Annotated in this window: 15 protein-coding genes; 12 read left to right on the forward strand and 3 right to left on the reverse strand. The window is 70.7% G+C overall.

The window, feature by feature from the left end; translation table 11 throughout:
- Positions 1–3: 3 nt before the first annotated feature.
- The gene (locus tag Tsedi_RS08155) at positions 4–240 is read right to left on the reverse strand and encodes a hypothetical protein (RefSeq protein ID WP_143895491.1); all 237 of its coding nucleotides are present in this window, start codon (positions 238–240) and stop codon (positions 4–6) included.
- A gap of 114 nt (positions 241–354) precedes the next feature.
- Here Tsedi_RS08155 and lgt point away from each other — a divergent pair, with 114 nt between their 5' ends.
- Together lgt and Tsedi_RS08165 are read left to right on the forward strand one after the other, a co-directional pair.
- Complete coding sequence (lgt, locus tag Tsedi_RS08160) at positions 355–1,155, forward strand: prolipoprotein diacylglyceryl transferase (RefSeq protein WP_143895493.1); 801 nt, start codon at positions 355–357, stop codon at positions 1,153–1,155.
- A 24-nt stretch (positions 1,156–1,179) separates the two neighbouring features.
- The gene (locus tag Tsedi_RS08165; RefSeq protein ID WP_143895495.1) at positions 1,180–2,736 is read left to right on the forward strand and encodes a malonate--CoA ligase; all 1,557 of its coding nucleotides are present in this window, start codon (positions 1,180–1,182) and stop codon (positions 2,734–2,736) included.
- Positions 2,737–2,764: 28 nt separating this feature from the next.
- On the opposite strand, the gene Tsedi_RS08170 is transcribed toward Tsedi_RS08165, so the two are convergent.
- Positions 2,765–3,208, reverse strand: coding sequence for a universal stress protein (locus Tsedi_RS08170; protein WP_143895497.1), 444 nt, complete (start codon positions 3,206–3,208; stop codon positions 2,765–2,767).
- Between the two features lie 124 nt (positions 3,209–3,332).
- Here Tsedi_RS08170 and Tsedi_RS08175 point away from each other — a divergent pair, with 124 nt between their 5' ends.
- The 9 genes from Tsedi_RS08175 to Tsedi_RS08215 all read left to right on the forward strand — a co-directional run bounded on the left by Tsedi_RS08175 (position 3,333) and on the right by Tsedi_RS08215 (position 11,473).
- A complete protein-coding gene (locus tag Tsedi_RS08175; RefSeq protein ID WP_143895499.1) occupies positions 3,333–5,711 on the forward strand; it encodes a heavy metal translocating P-type ATPase in 2,379 nt (792 codons plus the stop codon).
- 32 nt (positions 5,712–5,743) lie between these two features.
- Complete coding sequence (ccoS, locus tag Tsedi_RS08180; protein ID WP_143895501.1) at positions 5,744–5,881, forward strand: cbb3-type cytochrome oxidase assembly protein CcoS; 138 nt, start codon at positions 5,744–5,746, stop codon at positions 5,879–5,881.
- Positions 5,882–5,996: 115 nt separating this feature from the next.
- Positions 5,997–7,433, forward strand: coding sequence for a cytochrome-c oxidase, cbb3-type subunit I (ccoN, locus tag Tsedi_RS08185; RefSeq protein ID WP_143895503.1), 1,437 nt, complete (start codon positions 5,997–5,999; stop codon positions 7,431–7,433).
- Positions 7,434–7,454: 21 nt separating this feature from the next.
- On the forward strand, positions 7,455–8,153 hold the full coding sequence (gene ccoO, locus Tsedi_RS08190; protein ID WP_143895505.1) for a cytochrome-c oxidase, cbb3-type subunit II: 699 nt from the start codon (positions 7,455–7,457) through the stop codon (positions 8,151–8,153).
- Between the two features lie 27 nt (positions 8,154–8,180).
- Positions 8,181–8,318 (forward strand): cbb3-type cytochrome oxidase subunit 3, encoded by a 138-nt coding sequence (locus Tsedi_RS08195; RefSeq protein WP_143895507.1) that lies wholly within the window; start codon positions 8,181–8,183, stop codon positions 8,316–8,318.
- Between the two features lie 22 nt (positions 8,319–8,340).
- Complete coding sequence (ccoP, locus tag Tsedi_RS08200; RefSeq protein ID WP_143895509.1) at positions 8,341–9,246, forward strand: cytochrome-c oxidase, cbb3-type subunit III; 906 nt, start codon at positions 8,341–8,343, stop codon at positions 9,244–9,246.
- Positions 9,247–9,336: 90 nt separating this feature from the next.
- A complete protein-coding gene (gene ccoG, locus Tsedi_RS08205; protein ID WP_143895511.1) occupies positions 9,337–10,749 on the forward strand; it encodes a cytochrome c oxidase accessory protein CcoG in 1,413 nt (470 codons plus the stop codon).
- Positions 10,750–10,873: 124 nt separating this feature from the next.
- Complete coding sequence (locus Tsedi_RS08210; RefSeq protein ID WP_246099229.1) at positions 10,874–11,107, forward strand: hypothetical protein; 234 nt, start codon at positions 10,874–10,876, stop codon at positions 11,105–11,107.
- Positions 11,108–11,158: 51 nt separating this feature from the next.
- Positions 11,159–11,473 (forward strand): hypothetical protein, encoded by a 315-nt coding sequence (locus Tsedi_RS08215; protein WP_143895515.1) that lies wholly within the window; start codon positions 11,159–11,161, stop codon positions 11,471–11,473.
- Positions 11,474–11,482: 9 nt separating this feature from the next.
- Here the strand turns inward: Tsedi_RS08215 and fnr are convergent, their stop codons facing one another.
- Entirely contained in the window at positions 11,483–12,202 is a 720-nt protein-coding gene (gene fnr / locus Tsedi_RS08220; protein WP_143895517.1) for a fumarate/nitrate reduction transcriptional regulator Fnr, read from the reverse strand.
- A 168-nt stretch (positions 12,203–12,370) separates the two neighbouring features.
- Here fnr and hemN point away from each other — a divergent pair, with 168 nt between their 5' ends.
- Positions 12,371–13,750 (forward strand): oxygen-independent coproporphyrinogen III oxidase, encoded by a 1,380-nt coding sequence (hemN, locus tag Tsedi_RS08225; protein ID WP_143895519.1) that lies wholly within the window; start codon positions 12,371–12,373, stop codon positions 13,748–13,750.
- The last annotated feature ends 30 nt before the right edge of the window (positions 13,751–13,780 follow it).

The raw sequence follows: 13,780 nt of genomic DNA on the forward strand, positions 1-13,780 counted from the left end.
GGCTCAGCCCCGGCCGTGGCGCCGCGTCCACGCCGCGCGCAGTGCCACCGTCAGCACCATGACCTCCTCCTGCGTCAGATCGGGAAAGTGCTCGCGCACCCGCAGCGGCACCTGATGCGCGAACGAGTGCCCGCCGATGCCCTGGCGCGGATCGAGCAGCGGCCGGCACAGCTCGAAGGCCTGGTCGAACACGGCGCGCACGCGGTGGTGCTGGCGCCGCTCCTCGATGCGGATGTCCATCCGGCTCCTCCTCGGTCGTGGTCGGGCGCCGACCCGTCACGGATCGGTCATCGCGCCATCATAGCCGCTGGGGGCGACGCCGGCCGCGCCGATCCGATCGTTTAGCATCGTGGCATGCTGATCCACCCCGGCTTCGATCCCGTGGCGCTGCGTGTCGGTCCGCTGGCCGTGCACTGGTACGGCCTGATGTACCTGGCCGGCTTCGCCGCCTTCATGCTGCTGGCGCGCCGCCGCCTGCGCCACGAGCCGTACCGCACGCTCGGCTGGCGGCCGCGCGACGTCGAGGACATGCTGTTCTGGGGCGTGCTCGGCGTCATCCTGGGTGGCCGGCTCGGCTACGTGCTGTTCTACCAGCCGCTCACCTACCTGGCCGAGCCGTGGCGCATCGTCGCCGTGTGGGAGGGTGGCATGAGCTTCCACGGCGGGCTGCTGGGCGTGCTGCTGGCCATGGCGTGGTGGGCGCGGCGCCAGCGCCGGCCGTGGCTGCAGGTGATGGACTTCGTCGCGCCGTGCGTGCCGGCGGGGCTGGCGCTCGGGCGTCTGGGCAACTTCATCAACGGTGAATTGTGGGGGCGGCCGGCGCCGCCGGAGCTGCCGTGGGCGATGGTGTTTCCGGCCGCCGGTCCCGAGCCGCGCCACCCGTCGCAGCTGTACCAGCTCGCGCTGGAGGGGCTGCTGCTGTTCGTGCTGCTGTGGGGGTTCGCGCGCCACCCGCGCCGCACCGGCGAAGTCTCGGCCGCCTTCCTGGTCGGCTACGGCGTGATGCGCTTCGCCGCCGAATACTTTCGCCAGCCCGATGCCCACCTCGGCCTGCTGTCGCTGGGCCTGAGCATGGGCCAGTGGCTGAGCCTGCCGATGGTGCTGGCCGGTGCCGCGCTGTGGGCGTGGGCACGCCGCCGGCCCGCCACGGCCTGATCGCTGCCGCTTCCTGACCCGATCATGACCACCGAAACCGTCACCAACCTCTACGCCGCGCTGCGCGCGGGCTTTCCCGCCGACCTCGACGCCACCGCGATCGAGACCGACACCGGCCTGCGCTACACGTGGCGCGACCTGGAGCGCGGCAGCGCGATGCTGGCCAACGAGCTGCGCGGGCGCGGGCTGCAGCCCGGCGACCGCCTGGTCGCGCAGGTGGACAAGTCGGTGGAGGCGCTGATGCTGTACCTGGCCGCGCTGCGCGCCGGACTGGTGTACGTGCCGCTCAACACCGCCTACCCCGACGCCGAGGTCGAATACTTCCTGCGCGACGCCGAGCCGGCGGCGGTGGTGGTGGCGCCGGCGCGCTTCGGCCGGCTCAGCCAGCTGGCGTTCGCCGCCGGTGCGCGCGTCGTCTACACGCTCGGGGCCGACCGCGACGGCACGCTGCTGGACCGCGCCGCCCACCGCAGCGACGTCCACGAGCCGGCCGCCGTCGGGCTGCAGGCGCTGGCCAGCATCATCTACACCAGCGGCACCACCGGCCGCAGCAAGGGCGCGATGCTGACGCACGGCAACCTGCTGGCCAACGCGCGCGTGCTGCACGACTACTGGGGCTGGCGGCCGGGCGACGTGCTGATCCACGTGCTGCCGATCTTCCACGTGCACGGCCTCTTCGTCGCCGTGCACGGCGCGCTGCTGAGCGGCAGCCCGATGCTGTGGGCGGCCAAGTTCGACCCCGCCACCGTGCTGGCCTGGCTGCCGCGCGCCACCGTCTTCATGGGGGTGCCCACCCTCTACACCCGGCTGCTGGCCCAGCCGGGCCTGCAGCCCGAGGCGTGCGCCGGCATGCGGCTGTTCATCTCCGGCTCGGCGCCGCTGCTGATCGAGACCTTCCGCGCCTGGCAGCAACGCACCGGCCACACCATCCTGGAGCGCTACGGCATGAGCGAGACCATCATGCTGACCTCCAACCCCTATCGGCCCGATGCGCGCTTCGGCGGCCAGGCCGAACGCCGCGGCGGCACGGTCGGTTTTCCGCTGCCGGGCGTGGAGGTCCGCATCGCCGACGAGGCCGACCGGCCGCTGCCCGTGGGGCAGGTGGGGGGCGTGCAGGTGCGCGGCCCCAGCGTCTTTGCCGGCTACTGGCGCATGCCCGACAAGACGCGCGCCGAGTTCACCGCCGATGGGTGGTTCCGCACCGGCGACGTCGGCTTCTTCGACGAGCGCGGCTATCTCACGCTGGTGGGCCGCAGCAAGGACCTGATCATCAGCGGCGGCTACAACGTCTATCCGGCGGAGGTGGAGGGCGCGATCAACGAACTGCCCGGCGTGGCCGAAAGCGCCGTCGTCGGCGTGCCGCACCCGGACTTCGGCGAGGTGGGCGTGGCGCTGGTGGTGCCGCAGCCGGGCGCGAACCTCGACCCGCAGGCGATCCTGGCGGCGCTGCGCGGCCGCCTGGCGGCCTACAAGATACCCAAGCACTGCGCCCTGGTCGAGGAGCTGCCGCGCAACGCGATGGGCAAGGTGCAGAAGAACGTACTGCGCGAGCGCTGGCGCGACACCTTCCGCGCCGCCTGAAGGCCCGCGCCACCCCGCCGCTGCCGCCTCAGCGCAGCACCAGCACCGGCGTGTGGGCGTGCGTCAGCACCTGCTGCGTCTCGCTGCCAAGCAGCAGGCGCTTCAGTCCCCGCCGCCCGTGCGAGGCCATCACGATCAGGTCGCAGTGATGGCGCTTGGCCGCGGCGATGATCGCCTCGGCCACGAGGTCGGACTTGACGGTGATCGGCTTGACCTTGACCTGGCGGCGCTGGCCGGCCGCCTTGACGGCGTTGACCGTCGCGCGCGCCTCGGCCTCCCACTGCTTCTCGACGGCGCGCACCTCCTCGGCGCTGAGCGCGATGCCGCCCTCGTAGTAGGTCACGGGGTAGCGCGGTACGACGCGCAGCGCCACCACCTCCGCGCCGGTCAGGTCCGCCAGCGCCAGCGCGTGCTCCACCGCACGGTCGGACAGTTTCGAGCCATCGGTGGCCACGAGGATGCGTCGGTACATGGGTCGTCTCCTGCGGCGGCCGGTGCACCCGCGCAGCCGGCCTGCCGCGAAGGTAGCGCCGCGGGCGATGGCGGCCTTGACCTGCATCAAGCCGGCGCCGGGCCGGGGCGGATAATCTTGCCCGATGGCCGAGTCCGTCCCGTCCTCCACGTCCACGCTGCCGCCCGGTGCCGGCACGCCGGGGGCGGGCCACCGCGGGCTGCTGGAGGTGCACGACGACTTCCGCGTGCTCGACGACCCGCTGGAGCAGCGCGACTTCACCGAGGTGCGCGAGGAGGGCGGCCGCACCGTTTGCGAATCCACGCTGGTCGTGCAGGGCATGTACTGCGCGGCCTGCGCCGACACGGTGGAGGCGGCGCTGGCCGGCCACGGTGGCGTGCTGGAGGCGCAGGTGCACGCCGCCACGCGGCGCCTGACGCTGCGCTGGGATCCGGCGCGCACGCGCCTGTCGGAGCTGGCGGAGGCGGTCGGCCGGGTCGGCTACCGGCTGCTGCCGATGCAGCAGGCCTTTGCGGTCAGCGAGCGCACGCGCGAGACGCGCCGTGCGCTGTGGCGGCTGTTCGTCGCGGGCTTCTGCATGATGCAGGTGATGATGTACACGTGGCCCGAGTACGTCACCGAGCCGGGCCAGGTCCCGCCTGACCTGCTGCAGCTGCTGCGCTGGGCGTCGTGGGTACTGAGCCTGCCGGTGCTGCTCTTTGCCAGCGGGCCGTTCTTCGGCAGCGCCTGGCGCGACCTGCGCCAGGGCCGCATCGGCATGGACGTGCCGGTGTCGCTGGGCATCCTGATCACCTTCGTCGTCAGCACGCTGGCCACCTTCGACCCCACCGGGCCGTGGGGGCACGACATCTGGTACGACTCGCTGACGATGTTCGTGTTCTTCCTGCTCGGCGGGCGCTACCTGGAGCACAAGCTGCGCGACCGCACCGCCGGCGCGCTGGACGCGCTGATGAACCGCCTGCCGGAGGTGGTGCAGCGCGAGCGCCCCGATGGCACGTTGGAGGCGGTCTCGCTCAAGCGCCTGCAGGCCGGCGACGTGGTGCACGTGCAGGCGGGGCAGGCGTTTCCGGGCGACGGCGAGGTGCTGTCCGAGGCCGCCACGGTGGACGAGGCGCTGCTGACCGGCGAGTCGCACCCGGTGACGCGCCGCCGCGGCGAGGCGGTGGTGGCCGGCAGCCACAACCTCGGCGGCACGGTGCGCGTGCGGCTGCAGCGCGTGGGGCGCGAGACGCGCTTCGCGCAGATCGTGGCGCTGATGGAGCAGGCCAGCACCGACAAGCCGCGCCTGGCGCGGCTGGCCGACCGCATCGCCGCGCCGTTCCTGGTGGCGGTGCTGCTGGCGGCAGGGCTGGCCGGGCTGTACTGGTGGCAGTTCGACCCCAGCCGCGCGCTGGCGGTGGCGGTGGCGGTGCTGATCGTCACCTGCCCGTGCGCGCTGTCACTGGCCACGCCGGCGGCGATGCTGGCCGCGGCCGGCGGTCTGGCCCGGCGCGGCATCCTGACGCGGCGGCTGCAGGCGTTCGAGGCGCTGGCGGCGGTGGACACCGTCGTCTTCGACAAGACCGGCACGCTGACGCAGGACCGCGTGGTGGTGCGCGACGTGCTGACCCGCCCCGGCGTGACGCGCGCGCAGGCGCTGGCGGCGGCGTGGCCGCTGGCGCGCGCCTCGCTGCACCCGGTGTCGCGCGCGCTGGTGGCCGCCGCCGGCGCGGAGGCCGACGCCCCGGCATGGGAGGTGCGCGAGACCCCCGGCCGGGGCCTGACCGCGCAGGGGCCCGACGGCCGGACCTGGCGGCTGGGCTCGGCGGCGCACTGCGGGCTGGACGAGGCGGCGCTCATCGCCGCCGGCCGCGCGCCGGCCGACGTGCCGTGCGCATATCTTTGCGACGAACAGGGGTGGCTGGCCACCTTCGTGCTCGACGAGGGCGTGCGCCCCGAGGCGCGCGAGGCCATCGAGCGGCTGCGCGCGCTCGGGCTGGAAGTGCGGCTGCTGTCGGGCGACCGGCTCGGCGCCGCGCAGCGCGTCGCCCGTCCGCTCGGCATCGAGCACGTGGTGGCCGGCGCCAGCCCCGAGGACAAGCTTGCCACGCTGCACCGCTGGCAGGCCGAGGGGCGGCGCGTGGCGATGGTCGGCGACGGCCTCAACGACGGGCCGGTGCTGGCCGCGGCGGACGTGTCGTTTGCGCTCGGCCACGGCGCGCCCCTGACGCAGACGCGCGCCGACCTCGTGGTCCAGAGCGGGCGCCTGACCGACATCGTGCGCACGGTGGAGCTGGCGCGCGCCACGCTGCGCGTCGTGCGCCAGAACCTGGCCTGGGCGGCCGGCTACAACGCGCTGGCGGTGCCGCTGGCGGTGGCCGGCTTCATGCCGCCGTGGGCGGCGGGGCTGGGCATGGCGGCCAGCTCGCTGCTGGTCATCGGCAACGCGCTGCGGCTTGGCCGCGCCGGCACGGTCGCCACCCTCCCGGCGTCGGCCGCCGCCTCCGCCCCCGCCCCGGCCTGAGACGGTCGCCCCTGCCCCTGGAGAGACGAGCGATGGAGATCCTCTACCTGCTGATTCCGTTGTCGGTGGTGCTGGTGCTGCTGATCATCGGCCTGTTCTGGTGGGCGCTGCACTCGGGCCAGTTCGACAACATCGAGCGCGAGGGCGAGCGCATCCTGCGGCAGGACTGACCGCGCCGGCCTGCCTGCGGGTTTCCCCGGGGACGGGGTTGACATACATCAAGGGTGGCGCAGGGGGCATTCGCCATACTGCGCAGCTGGGTGAGTTCACAACAGGAGTGTCTCTATGTCTGCAACCACGGCGGCCCCCGCTACGGGGGTCTACAACGACAAGGTCGTGAGGCAGTTCGCCATCATGACCGTGGTGTGGGGCATCGTCGGCTTTCTGGTCGGCGTCGTCATTGCCGCACAACTGGCGTGGCCGGAGCTCAACTTCGGCATCGAGTACCTGACCTACAGCCGGCTGCGTCCGCTGCACACCAACGCGGTGATCTTCGCCTTCGGCGGCTCGGCGCTGTTCGCCACCGCCTACTACGTGGTGCAGCGCACCTGCCAGACCACCCTGTTCGCCCCGGCGCTGGCCTCGTTCACGTTCTGGGGCTGGCAGGCCATCATCGTGCTGGCGGCCGTCACGCTGCCGCTGGGCATCACCAGCGGCAAGGAGTACGCCGAGCTCGAGTGGCCGATCGACCTGCTCATCGCCGTGGTGTGGGTGGCCTTCGCGATCGTCTTCTTCGGTACGGTGGGCACCCGCAAGGTCAAGCACATCTACGTGGCCAACTGGTTCTACGGCGCCTTCATCATCGCCGTGGCGCTGCTGCACATCGTCAACAGCGCGGCCATCCCCGTCAGCTTCTGGAAGTCGTACTCGGCCTACGCCGGCGTGCAGGACGCCATGGTGCAGTGGTGGTACGGCCACAACGCGGTGGGCTTCTTCCTGACCGCGGGCTTCCTCGGCATGATGTACTACTTCATCCCGAAGCAGGCCGAGCGCCCGGTGTACTCCTACCGGCTGTCGATCGTGCACTTCTGGGCGCTGATCTTCACCTACATGTGGGCGGGTCCGCACCACCTGCACTACACCGCGCTGCCGGACTGGGCGCAGTCGCTCGGCATGGTGTTCTCGCTGATCCTGCTGGCGCCGAGCTGGGGCGGCATGATCAACGGCATCATGACGCTGTCGGGCGCCTGGCACAAGCTGCGTGACGACCCGATCCTGCGCTTCCTGATCGTGTCGCTGTCGTTCTACGGCATGTCGACCTTCGAAGGGCCGATGATGTCGATCAAGACCGTCAACGCGCTGAGCCACTACACCGACTGGACCATCGGCCACGTGCACTCCGGCGCGCTGGGCTGGGTCGGCCTGGTGACGATGGGCTCGATGTACTACCTGATCCCGCGCCTGTTCGGCCAGAAGCAGATGTACAGCGTCAAGGCCATCGAGCTGCACTTCTGGATCTCGACCATCGGCATCGTGCTCTACATCGCCGCCATGTGGATCGCCGGCGTGATGCAGGGCCTGATGTGGCGTGCGGTCAACCCGGACGGCTCGCTCACCTACACCTTCGTCGAGTCGGTCAAGGCCACCTTCCCGTTCTACGTGATCCGTCTGCTCGGGGGCGTGCTGTACCTGGCCGGCATGTTCGTGATGGCCTGGAACGTCTGGAAGACCGCCCAGCAGGGCAAGGCCCAGCCGGTGGCCATCCCCGCGCCCGCGCACTGACACCGCAAGGGAGACCCTGACATGGCACAACACGACCACAAGCCCAGCGGTCACGAGCGCATCGAGACCAACAACTTCCTGATGATCGTCCTCATCACCCTGGTGGTGGCGGTGGGCGGTCTGGTGGAGATCGTGCCGCTGTTCTTCCAGCACTCCACGACCAAGCCGATCGAGGGCGTCAAGCCCTACCCGGCGCTGCAGCTGGCCGGCCGCGACATCTACATCCGCGAGGGCTGCTACGTCTGCCACTCGCAGATGGTGCGGCCGTTCCATGCCGAGACGCTGCGCTACGGCCCGTACTCGGTGGCCGGCGAGTTCGTCTACGACCATCCGTTCCAGTGGGGCTCCAAGCGCACCGGCCCGGATCTGGCGCGCGTCGGTGGCCGCTACTCGGACGAGTGGCACCGCATCCACCTGATCAACCCGCGCGACCTGGTGCCGGAGTCCAACATGCCGGCCTACCCGTGGCTGGAGCGCCGCCAGGTGGACGCCGACGCCCTGCCGGCCAAGATGCGCGCGCTGCGCAAGGTCGGCGTGCCGTACACCGACGAGGAAATCGCCAAGGCGGCCGACGAGGTGCGCGGCAAGACCGAGATGGAGGCGCTGATCGCCTACCTGCAGGGGCTGGGCACCGCCCGTTCGTGGGACAAGCTGGCGCAGCCGCCGGCCAAGACCGCGCAGTCCGACGCCACCCAGCCGGCCCCCAGCGCCGCCCAATAAGCCGAGGCATCGAGGGGGACCATCGCCATGGACGTCAACGACCTGCGCATCATCGTCACCGTGCTGAGCCTGATCACGTTCGTCGGCATCTGGGCTTGGGCGTGGTCGCGCAAGAACAAGCAGCGCTTCGACGAGGCGGCCAAGCTGCCGTTCCAGAGCGACTGAGGCCCCCGACCGGAGAACCATCATGAGCGACTTCACGAGCGACTTCTGGCACCTGTACGTCGGCGGCATCACGCTGCTGAGCATCCTGGCGTGCGCGTTCTTCCTCTGGGCCAGCGGCAAGACGCGCGTCATGCCCGCGGCCGACAACACGACCGGCCACGTCTGGGACGGCGACCTGCGCGAGATGAACAACCCGCTGCCGCGCTGGTGGGTCTACCTGTTCATCATCACCGTCGTCTTCGCGCTGGCCTACGGCGCGCTGTACCCGATGTTCGGCAAGATGGGCGGGGCGCTGAACTGGACCTCGCACGACCAGTGGGCGCGCGAGCGCGAGCGGGCGCTGGCGGCGGTGGAGCCGCTGTACGCGAAGTTCCGCGGCACCGATCCGAAGGAGCTGGCCAAGGACGCCAACGCGATGGCGGTGGGCGAGCGTCTCTACATGAACTACTGCGCGCAATGCCACGGCTCCGACGCGCGCGGCAGCAAGTCCTTCCCCAACCTGACCGACAACGACTGGCTGGGCGGTGACGGCAGCCCCGACTACATCAAGACCGTCATCACGCAGGGCCGCGTCGGCGTGATGCCGCCGATGGCCGAGGCGGTCGGCGGGCCGGAGGACGTGCGCAACCTCGCGCACTACGTGCTGAGCCTGTCGGGCAGCCCGCACGATGCGGTGCGTGCCGCCCTGGGCCAGGCCAAGTGGGGCGCGTGCGCCGCCTGCCACGGCCCGGACGGCAAGGGCATGCACGCCACCGGCGCGCCCAACCTGACCGACCAGATCTGGCTGCACGGTTGGGGCGAGGAGGCCATCGTGCGTGCGATCAACCAGGGCTTCAACAACGTCATGCCGGCGCAGAACGCGCTGCTGACCGAAGACCAGATCCACGTGCTGACCGGCTACGTCTGGAAGCTGTCCAACGCCCAGTGACCGCGCGCTTGCGCAACGTCAAGGCGTGAGCATACCGGCTCGGGTACGATTGCCCGAGTCGGTTTTTCCTTTTCCGGAGGCGAGACTGCGATGAGCACCAGCGCCAACCCCAAGGTCGCCAGCGACGAAGAGATCGAGATCTCCCTCTACGCCGCGCGCAAGAAGATCTACCCCCGCGCCGTCACCGGGCTGTTCGCCAAGTGGCGCTGGTTCTTCGTCTGGCTGACCCAGCTGGTCTTCTACGGCCTGCCGTGGCTCACCTGGGGCCAGCGGCAGGCGGTGCTGTTCGACCTGGAAGCGCGGCGCTTCTACATCTTCGGTCTCGTCCTCTACCCGCAGGACTTCATCTACCTGACCGGCATCCTGGTGGTGTCGGCGCTGTCGCTGTTCCTGTTCACCGCCATCGCCGGGCGGCTGTGGTGCGGCTACGCCTGCCCGCAGACCGTCTACACCGAGATCTACCTGTGGCTGGAAAAGCTCTTCGAAGGCGACCGCTCGGCGCGCATGCGGCTGGACCAGGGGCCGTGGAACGCCAACAAGATCCTGCGCAAGACCGGCAAGCAGCTGGCCTGGATCGCGGTGGGGCTGTGGACCGGCTTCACGTTCGCCGGCTACTTCACGCCCATCCGTGAGCTCGGCCACGCCGTGCTCACGTGGGACCTGGGGCCGTGGCAGACGTTCTGGATCTTCTTCTACGGCTTTGCCACCTACGGCAACGCCGGCTACATGCGCGAGCAGGTCTGCAAGTACATGTGTCCGTACGCGCGCTTCCAGAGCGCGATGTTCGACAAGGACACGATGATCGTGACCTACGACGCCAGGCGCGGCGAGCCGCGCGGCGCGCGCAAGAAGTCGGCCGACCCCAAGGCGCTGGGGCTGGGCGACTGCATCGACTGCACGCTGTGCGTGCAGGTCTGCCCCACCGGCATCGACATCCGCAACGGCCTGCAGTACGAGTGCATCGGCTGCGGCGCCTGCGCCGACGTCTGCGACGAGGTGATGGAGAAGATGGGCTACCCGAAGGGGCTGGTCAAGTACTCCACGCAGAACGGCATGGCCCATGGCTGGACGCGCGCGCAGATGATCCGCCGGGCGTTTCGCCCGCGCGTGCTGGTCTACAGCGCCATCCTGCTGACCATCGTCGCGGCGCTGGGCGTGAGCCTGTGGCTGCGCGTGCCGCTGAAGGTGGACGTGATCCGCGACCGCGGCGCGCTGGCGCGGCTGGTGGAGATGGGGCGCATCGAGAATGTCTACCGCATCCAGTTCATGAACGCCTCGGAGCACGAGCGCGAGCTGGCCATCACGGTGGAGGGGCTGCCCGGCATCGAGGTGGCCTCCGAGCCGAGCGTGCACCTGCTGCCCACCGAGGTGCGCTCGGTGGCGGTGCGGGTGCAGGTGCCGCCGGGACAGCCCAGCGGCACGCACCCGATCACGTTCCGCTTCCGCACCGCCGACGGCGCCATCGACGTGCGCGAGAAGACGACCTTCCTGGTGCCGCGCTGAGGGCGGCGCCGTCACCGTGGCGCGGTTCGGGTTGTCCCGGACGGCGCCGATACCCGCGAGGGCATACACTATGCAAACGATGAATCCCGCCGCGCCCCGCCGACCCTGGTTCCGCGAGCCCATCATGTGGCTGGTCGTGGGCGGCCCGCTGGTGGTGGTGGTGGCCTCGCTGATCACGGTCTGGATCGCGGTGCGCCACGCCGACACGGTGCTGCCGCGCGAGGCTGCGCCGGCGCGCGTGGCCGAACCGCCGGACCGTCTGGGGCCCGAGGAACGGCTGCAGGCCGAAAAGGCGCTGCTGCCCGCAGCCCAGGCGCGCAACCACGTCGTCTCGCCCACGCTGCCCAAGGGCGAATGACGGCGGCAGCGGCGGGTCGGGGCGCGGCACGATCACGAGAGGAGACGCACGATGACCCGCACGCAACGCATCCTGTGGATCGCCTGGCCGGCGTTCCTGATGGCCGCCGTCCTCGAGATGGTGGTGTTCGCCTTCGTCGACCCGCACGAGCTGCACTGGGGTGGCGAGACGCTGGGCTGGTCGCGGCAGGCCGTCTACACGCTGGCGTTCTTCGTCTTCTGGGGGTTGACGATGGCCTCCAGCGCGCTGACGACGCTGCTGTCGAAGTCGCCGTGGGAGATCAACCGCTGCCCGGTGCCGCCGGACCAGCGCCCGGCCGACTGCGTGCGCAACACCCCCGTCAGCGGCTGCCAGGGTTGCGGCTGACGCTGCCGTTCAGAGCGGCTCGCCCTGGTTGACGATGGCCTGCAGGGCCTCGGGCTTGAGGATGCGCACGTAGCGCTGCCTGACTTCGATGATGCCTTCCTCCTGGAAGCGCGAGAAGGTGCGGCTGACCGTCTCCAGCTTCATGCCGAGGTAGCTGCCGATCTCCTCGCGCGTCATGCGCAGGATCATCTCCGAGCGCGAGAAGCCGCGCGCGTGCAGCCGCTGCACGAGGTTGAGCAGGAACGCCGCCAGCCGCTCCTCGGCGCGCATGCTGCCCAGCAGCAGCATCACGCCCTGATCGCGCACGATCTCACGGCTCATGATGCGGTGCACGTGGTGCTGCAGCGTGCTGAACTCGCGCGACAGCGCCTCCAGCTTGTCGAACGGCAGCACGCACACCTCGGCGTCCTCCAGCGCCACCGCCGAGCAGGAGTGCCGGTCCTGCACGATGCCGTCCAGCCCCAGGATCTCGCCGGCCATCTGGAAGCCCGTCACCTGGTCGCGCCCGTCGGCGGTGTTGACCACCGTCTTGAAGAAGCCCGAGCGCACCGCGTACAGCGACGTGAACGGATCGCCCGCCGCGAACAGCGTGCCGCCGCGGCGCACGCGCCGCCGCGTGCTGATCAGGTCGTCCAGCTGCGCCATCTCCTGGGCGTTGAGGCCGACGGGGATGCACAGCTCGCGCAGGTTGCAGCTCGAGCAGGCGACTTTGATGGCGTGCATGTCCATGGGTGGGCGCTTCCCTTCCGTGGCCGGGATGATAGCAACGGCCCGTCGGCGCGGGCGGCGTTTGCCCCCACGCGCGGCGTGGCCTGCCGGGCCGGGCTTGTTTGACTCACGTCAAGGGAGGGCCGACGGCCCTGCGGCACAGTACGAGCCCCAAGGAGCTGCGCCACCGTGAAGCATGTCATCGATGAGGCCCTGCTGCGCCGGTTCGACATTCCCGGGCCGCGCTACACGTCGTACCCGACGGCGGACCGCTTCGTCGAAGCCTTCGGCGAGCGCGACTACGTGCAGGCGCTCGAGCAGCGCCGCGCCGGCTCGCTGGCGCTGCCGCTGTCGGTGTACGTGCACATCCCGTTCTGCGCCTCGCTGTGCTACTACTGCGCGTGCAACAAGATCATCACGCGCCACCACGAGCGTGCCGCCGAATACCTGCGCTACCTCGGCCACGAGCTGGAGCTGCAGACGCGTCACCTGGGCCGCGGGCACCGCGTCAGCCAGCTGCACCTGGGCGGCGGCACGCCCACCTTCCTGTCGGACGACGAGCTGACCGACCTGATGGCGCTGCTGAAGCGCCACTTCGAGCTCGTGCCCGGCGGGGAGTATTCGATCGAGATCGACCCGCGCACCGTCACGCCCGAGCGGCTGGCGCACCTGCAGCGGCTGGGCTTCAACCGCCTGAGCTTCGGCGTGCAGGACTTCGACCCCACCGTGCAGCGCGCGGTGCACCGCATCCAGCCGGCCGAGCAGGTGTTCGCGCTGGTGCAGGCGGCGCGCGAGCTGGGCTTCGAGTCGCTCAACGTCGACCTGATCTACGGCCTGCCGCAACAGACGCCGGAGTCGCTGCAGCGCACGCTGGCGCAGGTGGCGCAGCTGCGGCCGGACCGCATCGCGCTGTACGCCTATGCGCACCTGCCGGCGCGCTTCAAGCCGCAGCGGCGCATCCACGCCGCCGAGCTGCCCAGCCCCGCCGACAAGCTGGCGATGCTGGCGCTGGCGCTGGACATGCTCAGCGCCGCCGGCTACGACTACATCGGCATGGACCACTTCGCGCTGCCGGACGACGCGCTGGCGGTGGCCAAGCGCCAGGGGCGGCTGCACCGCAACTTCCAGGGCTACAGCACGCAGCCGGACTGCGACCTGATCGCGCTGGGGGTGTCGGCCATCGGGCGCGTCGGCGCCACCTACAGCCAGAACGCCAAGACGCTGGAGGAGTACGTCGATGCGCTCGATCAGGGCCGGCTGCCGATCGTGCGCGGGCTGGCGCTGACGCGCGACGACCTGCTGCGCCGCAGCGTCATCATGGCCATCATGTGCCAGGGGCTGGTGGACTACGAGTCGATCGGGCTGGCGCACCTGGTGGACTTCCGGCAGTACTTCGCGCGCGAGCTGGAGCAGCTGCGCGAGCTGCAGCAGCACGGGCTGGTGCGGCTGCACGACACGCACCTCGAGGTCACGCCGACCGGCTGGTACCTCGTGCGCGCCATCGCGATGGTGTTCGACCGCTACCTGCAGGTCGACCAGGACCGCGCGCGGTTCTCCAAGATCATCTGAGCGCGCCGCAGGGGCGCTCGGGCGGCGCTA

Source organism: Tepidimonas sediminis, from assembly GCF_007556605.1.
Lineage (GTDB): Bacteria > Pseudomonadota > Gammaproteobacteria > Burkholderiales > Burkholderiaceae_C > Tepidimonas > Tepidimonas sediminis.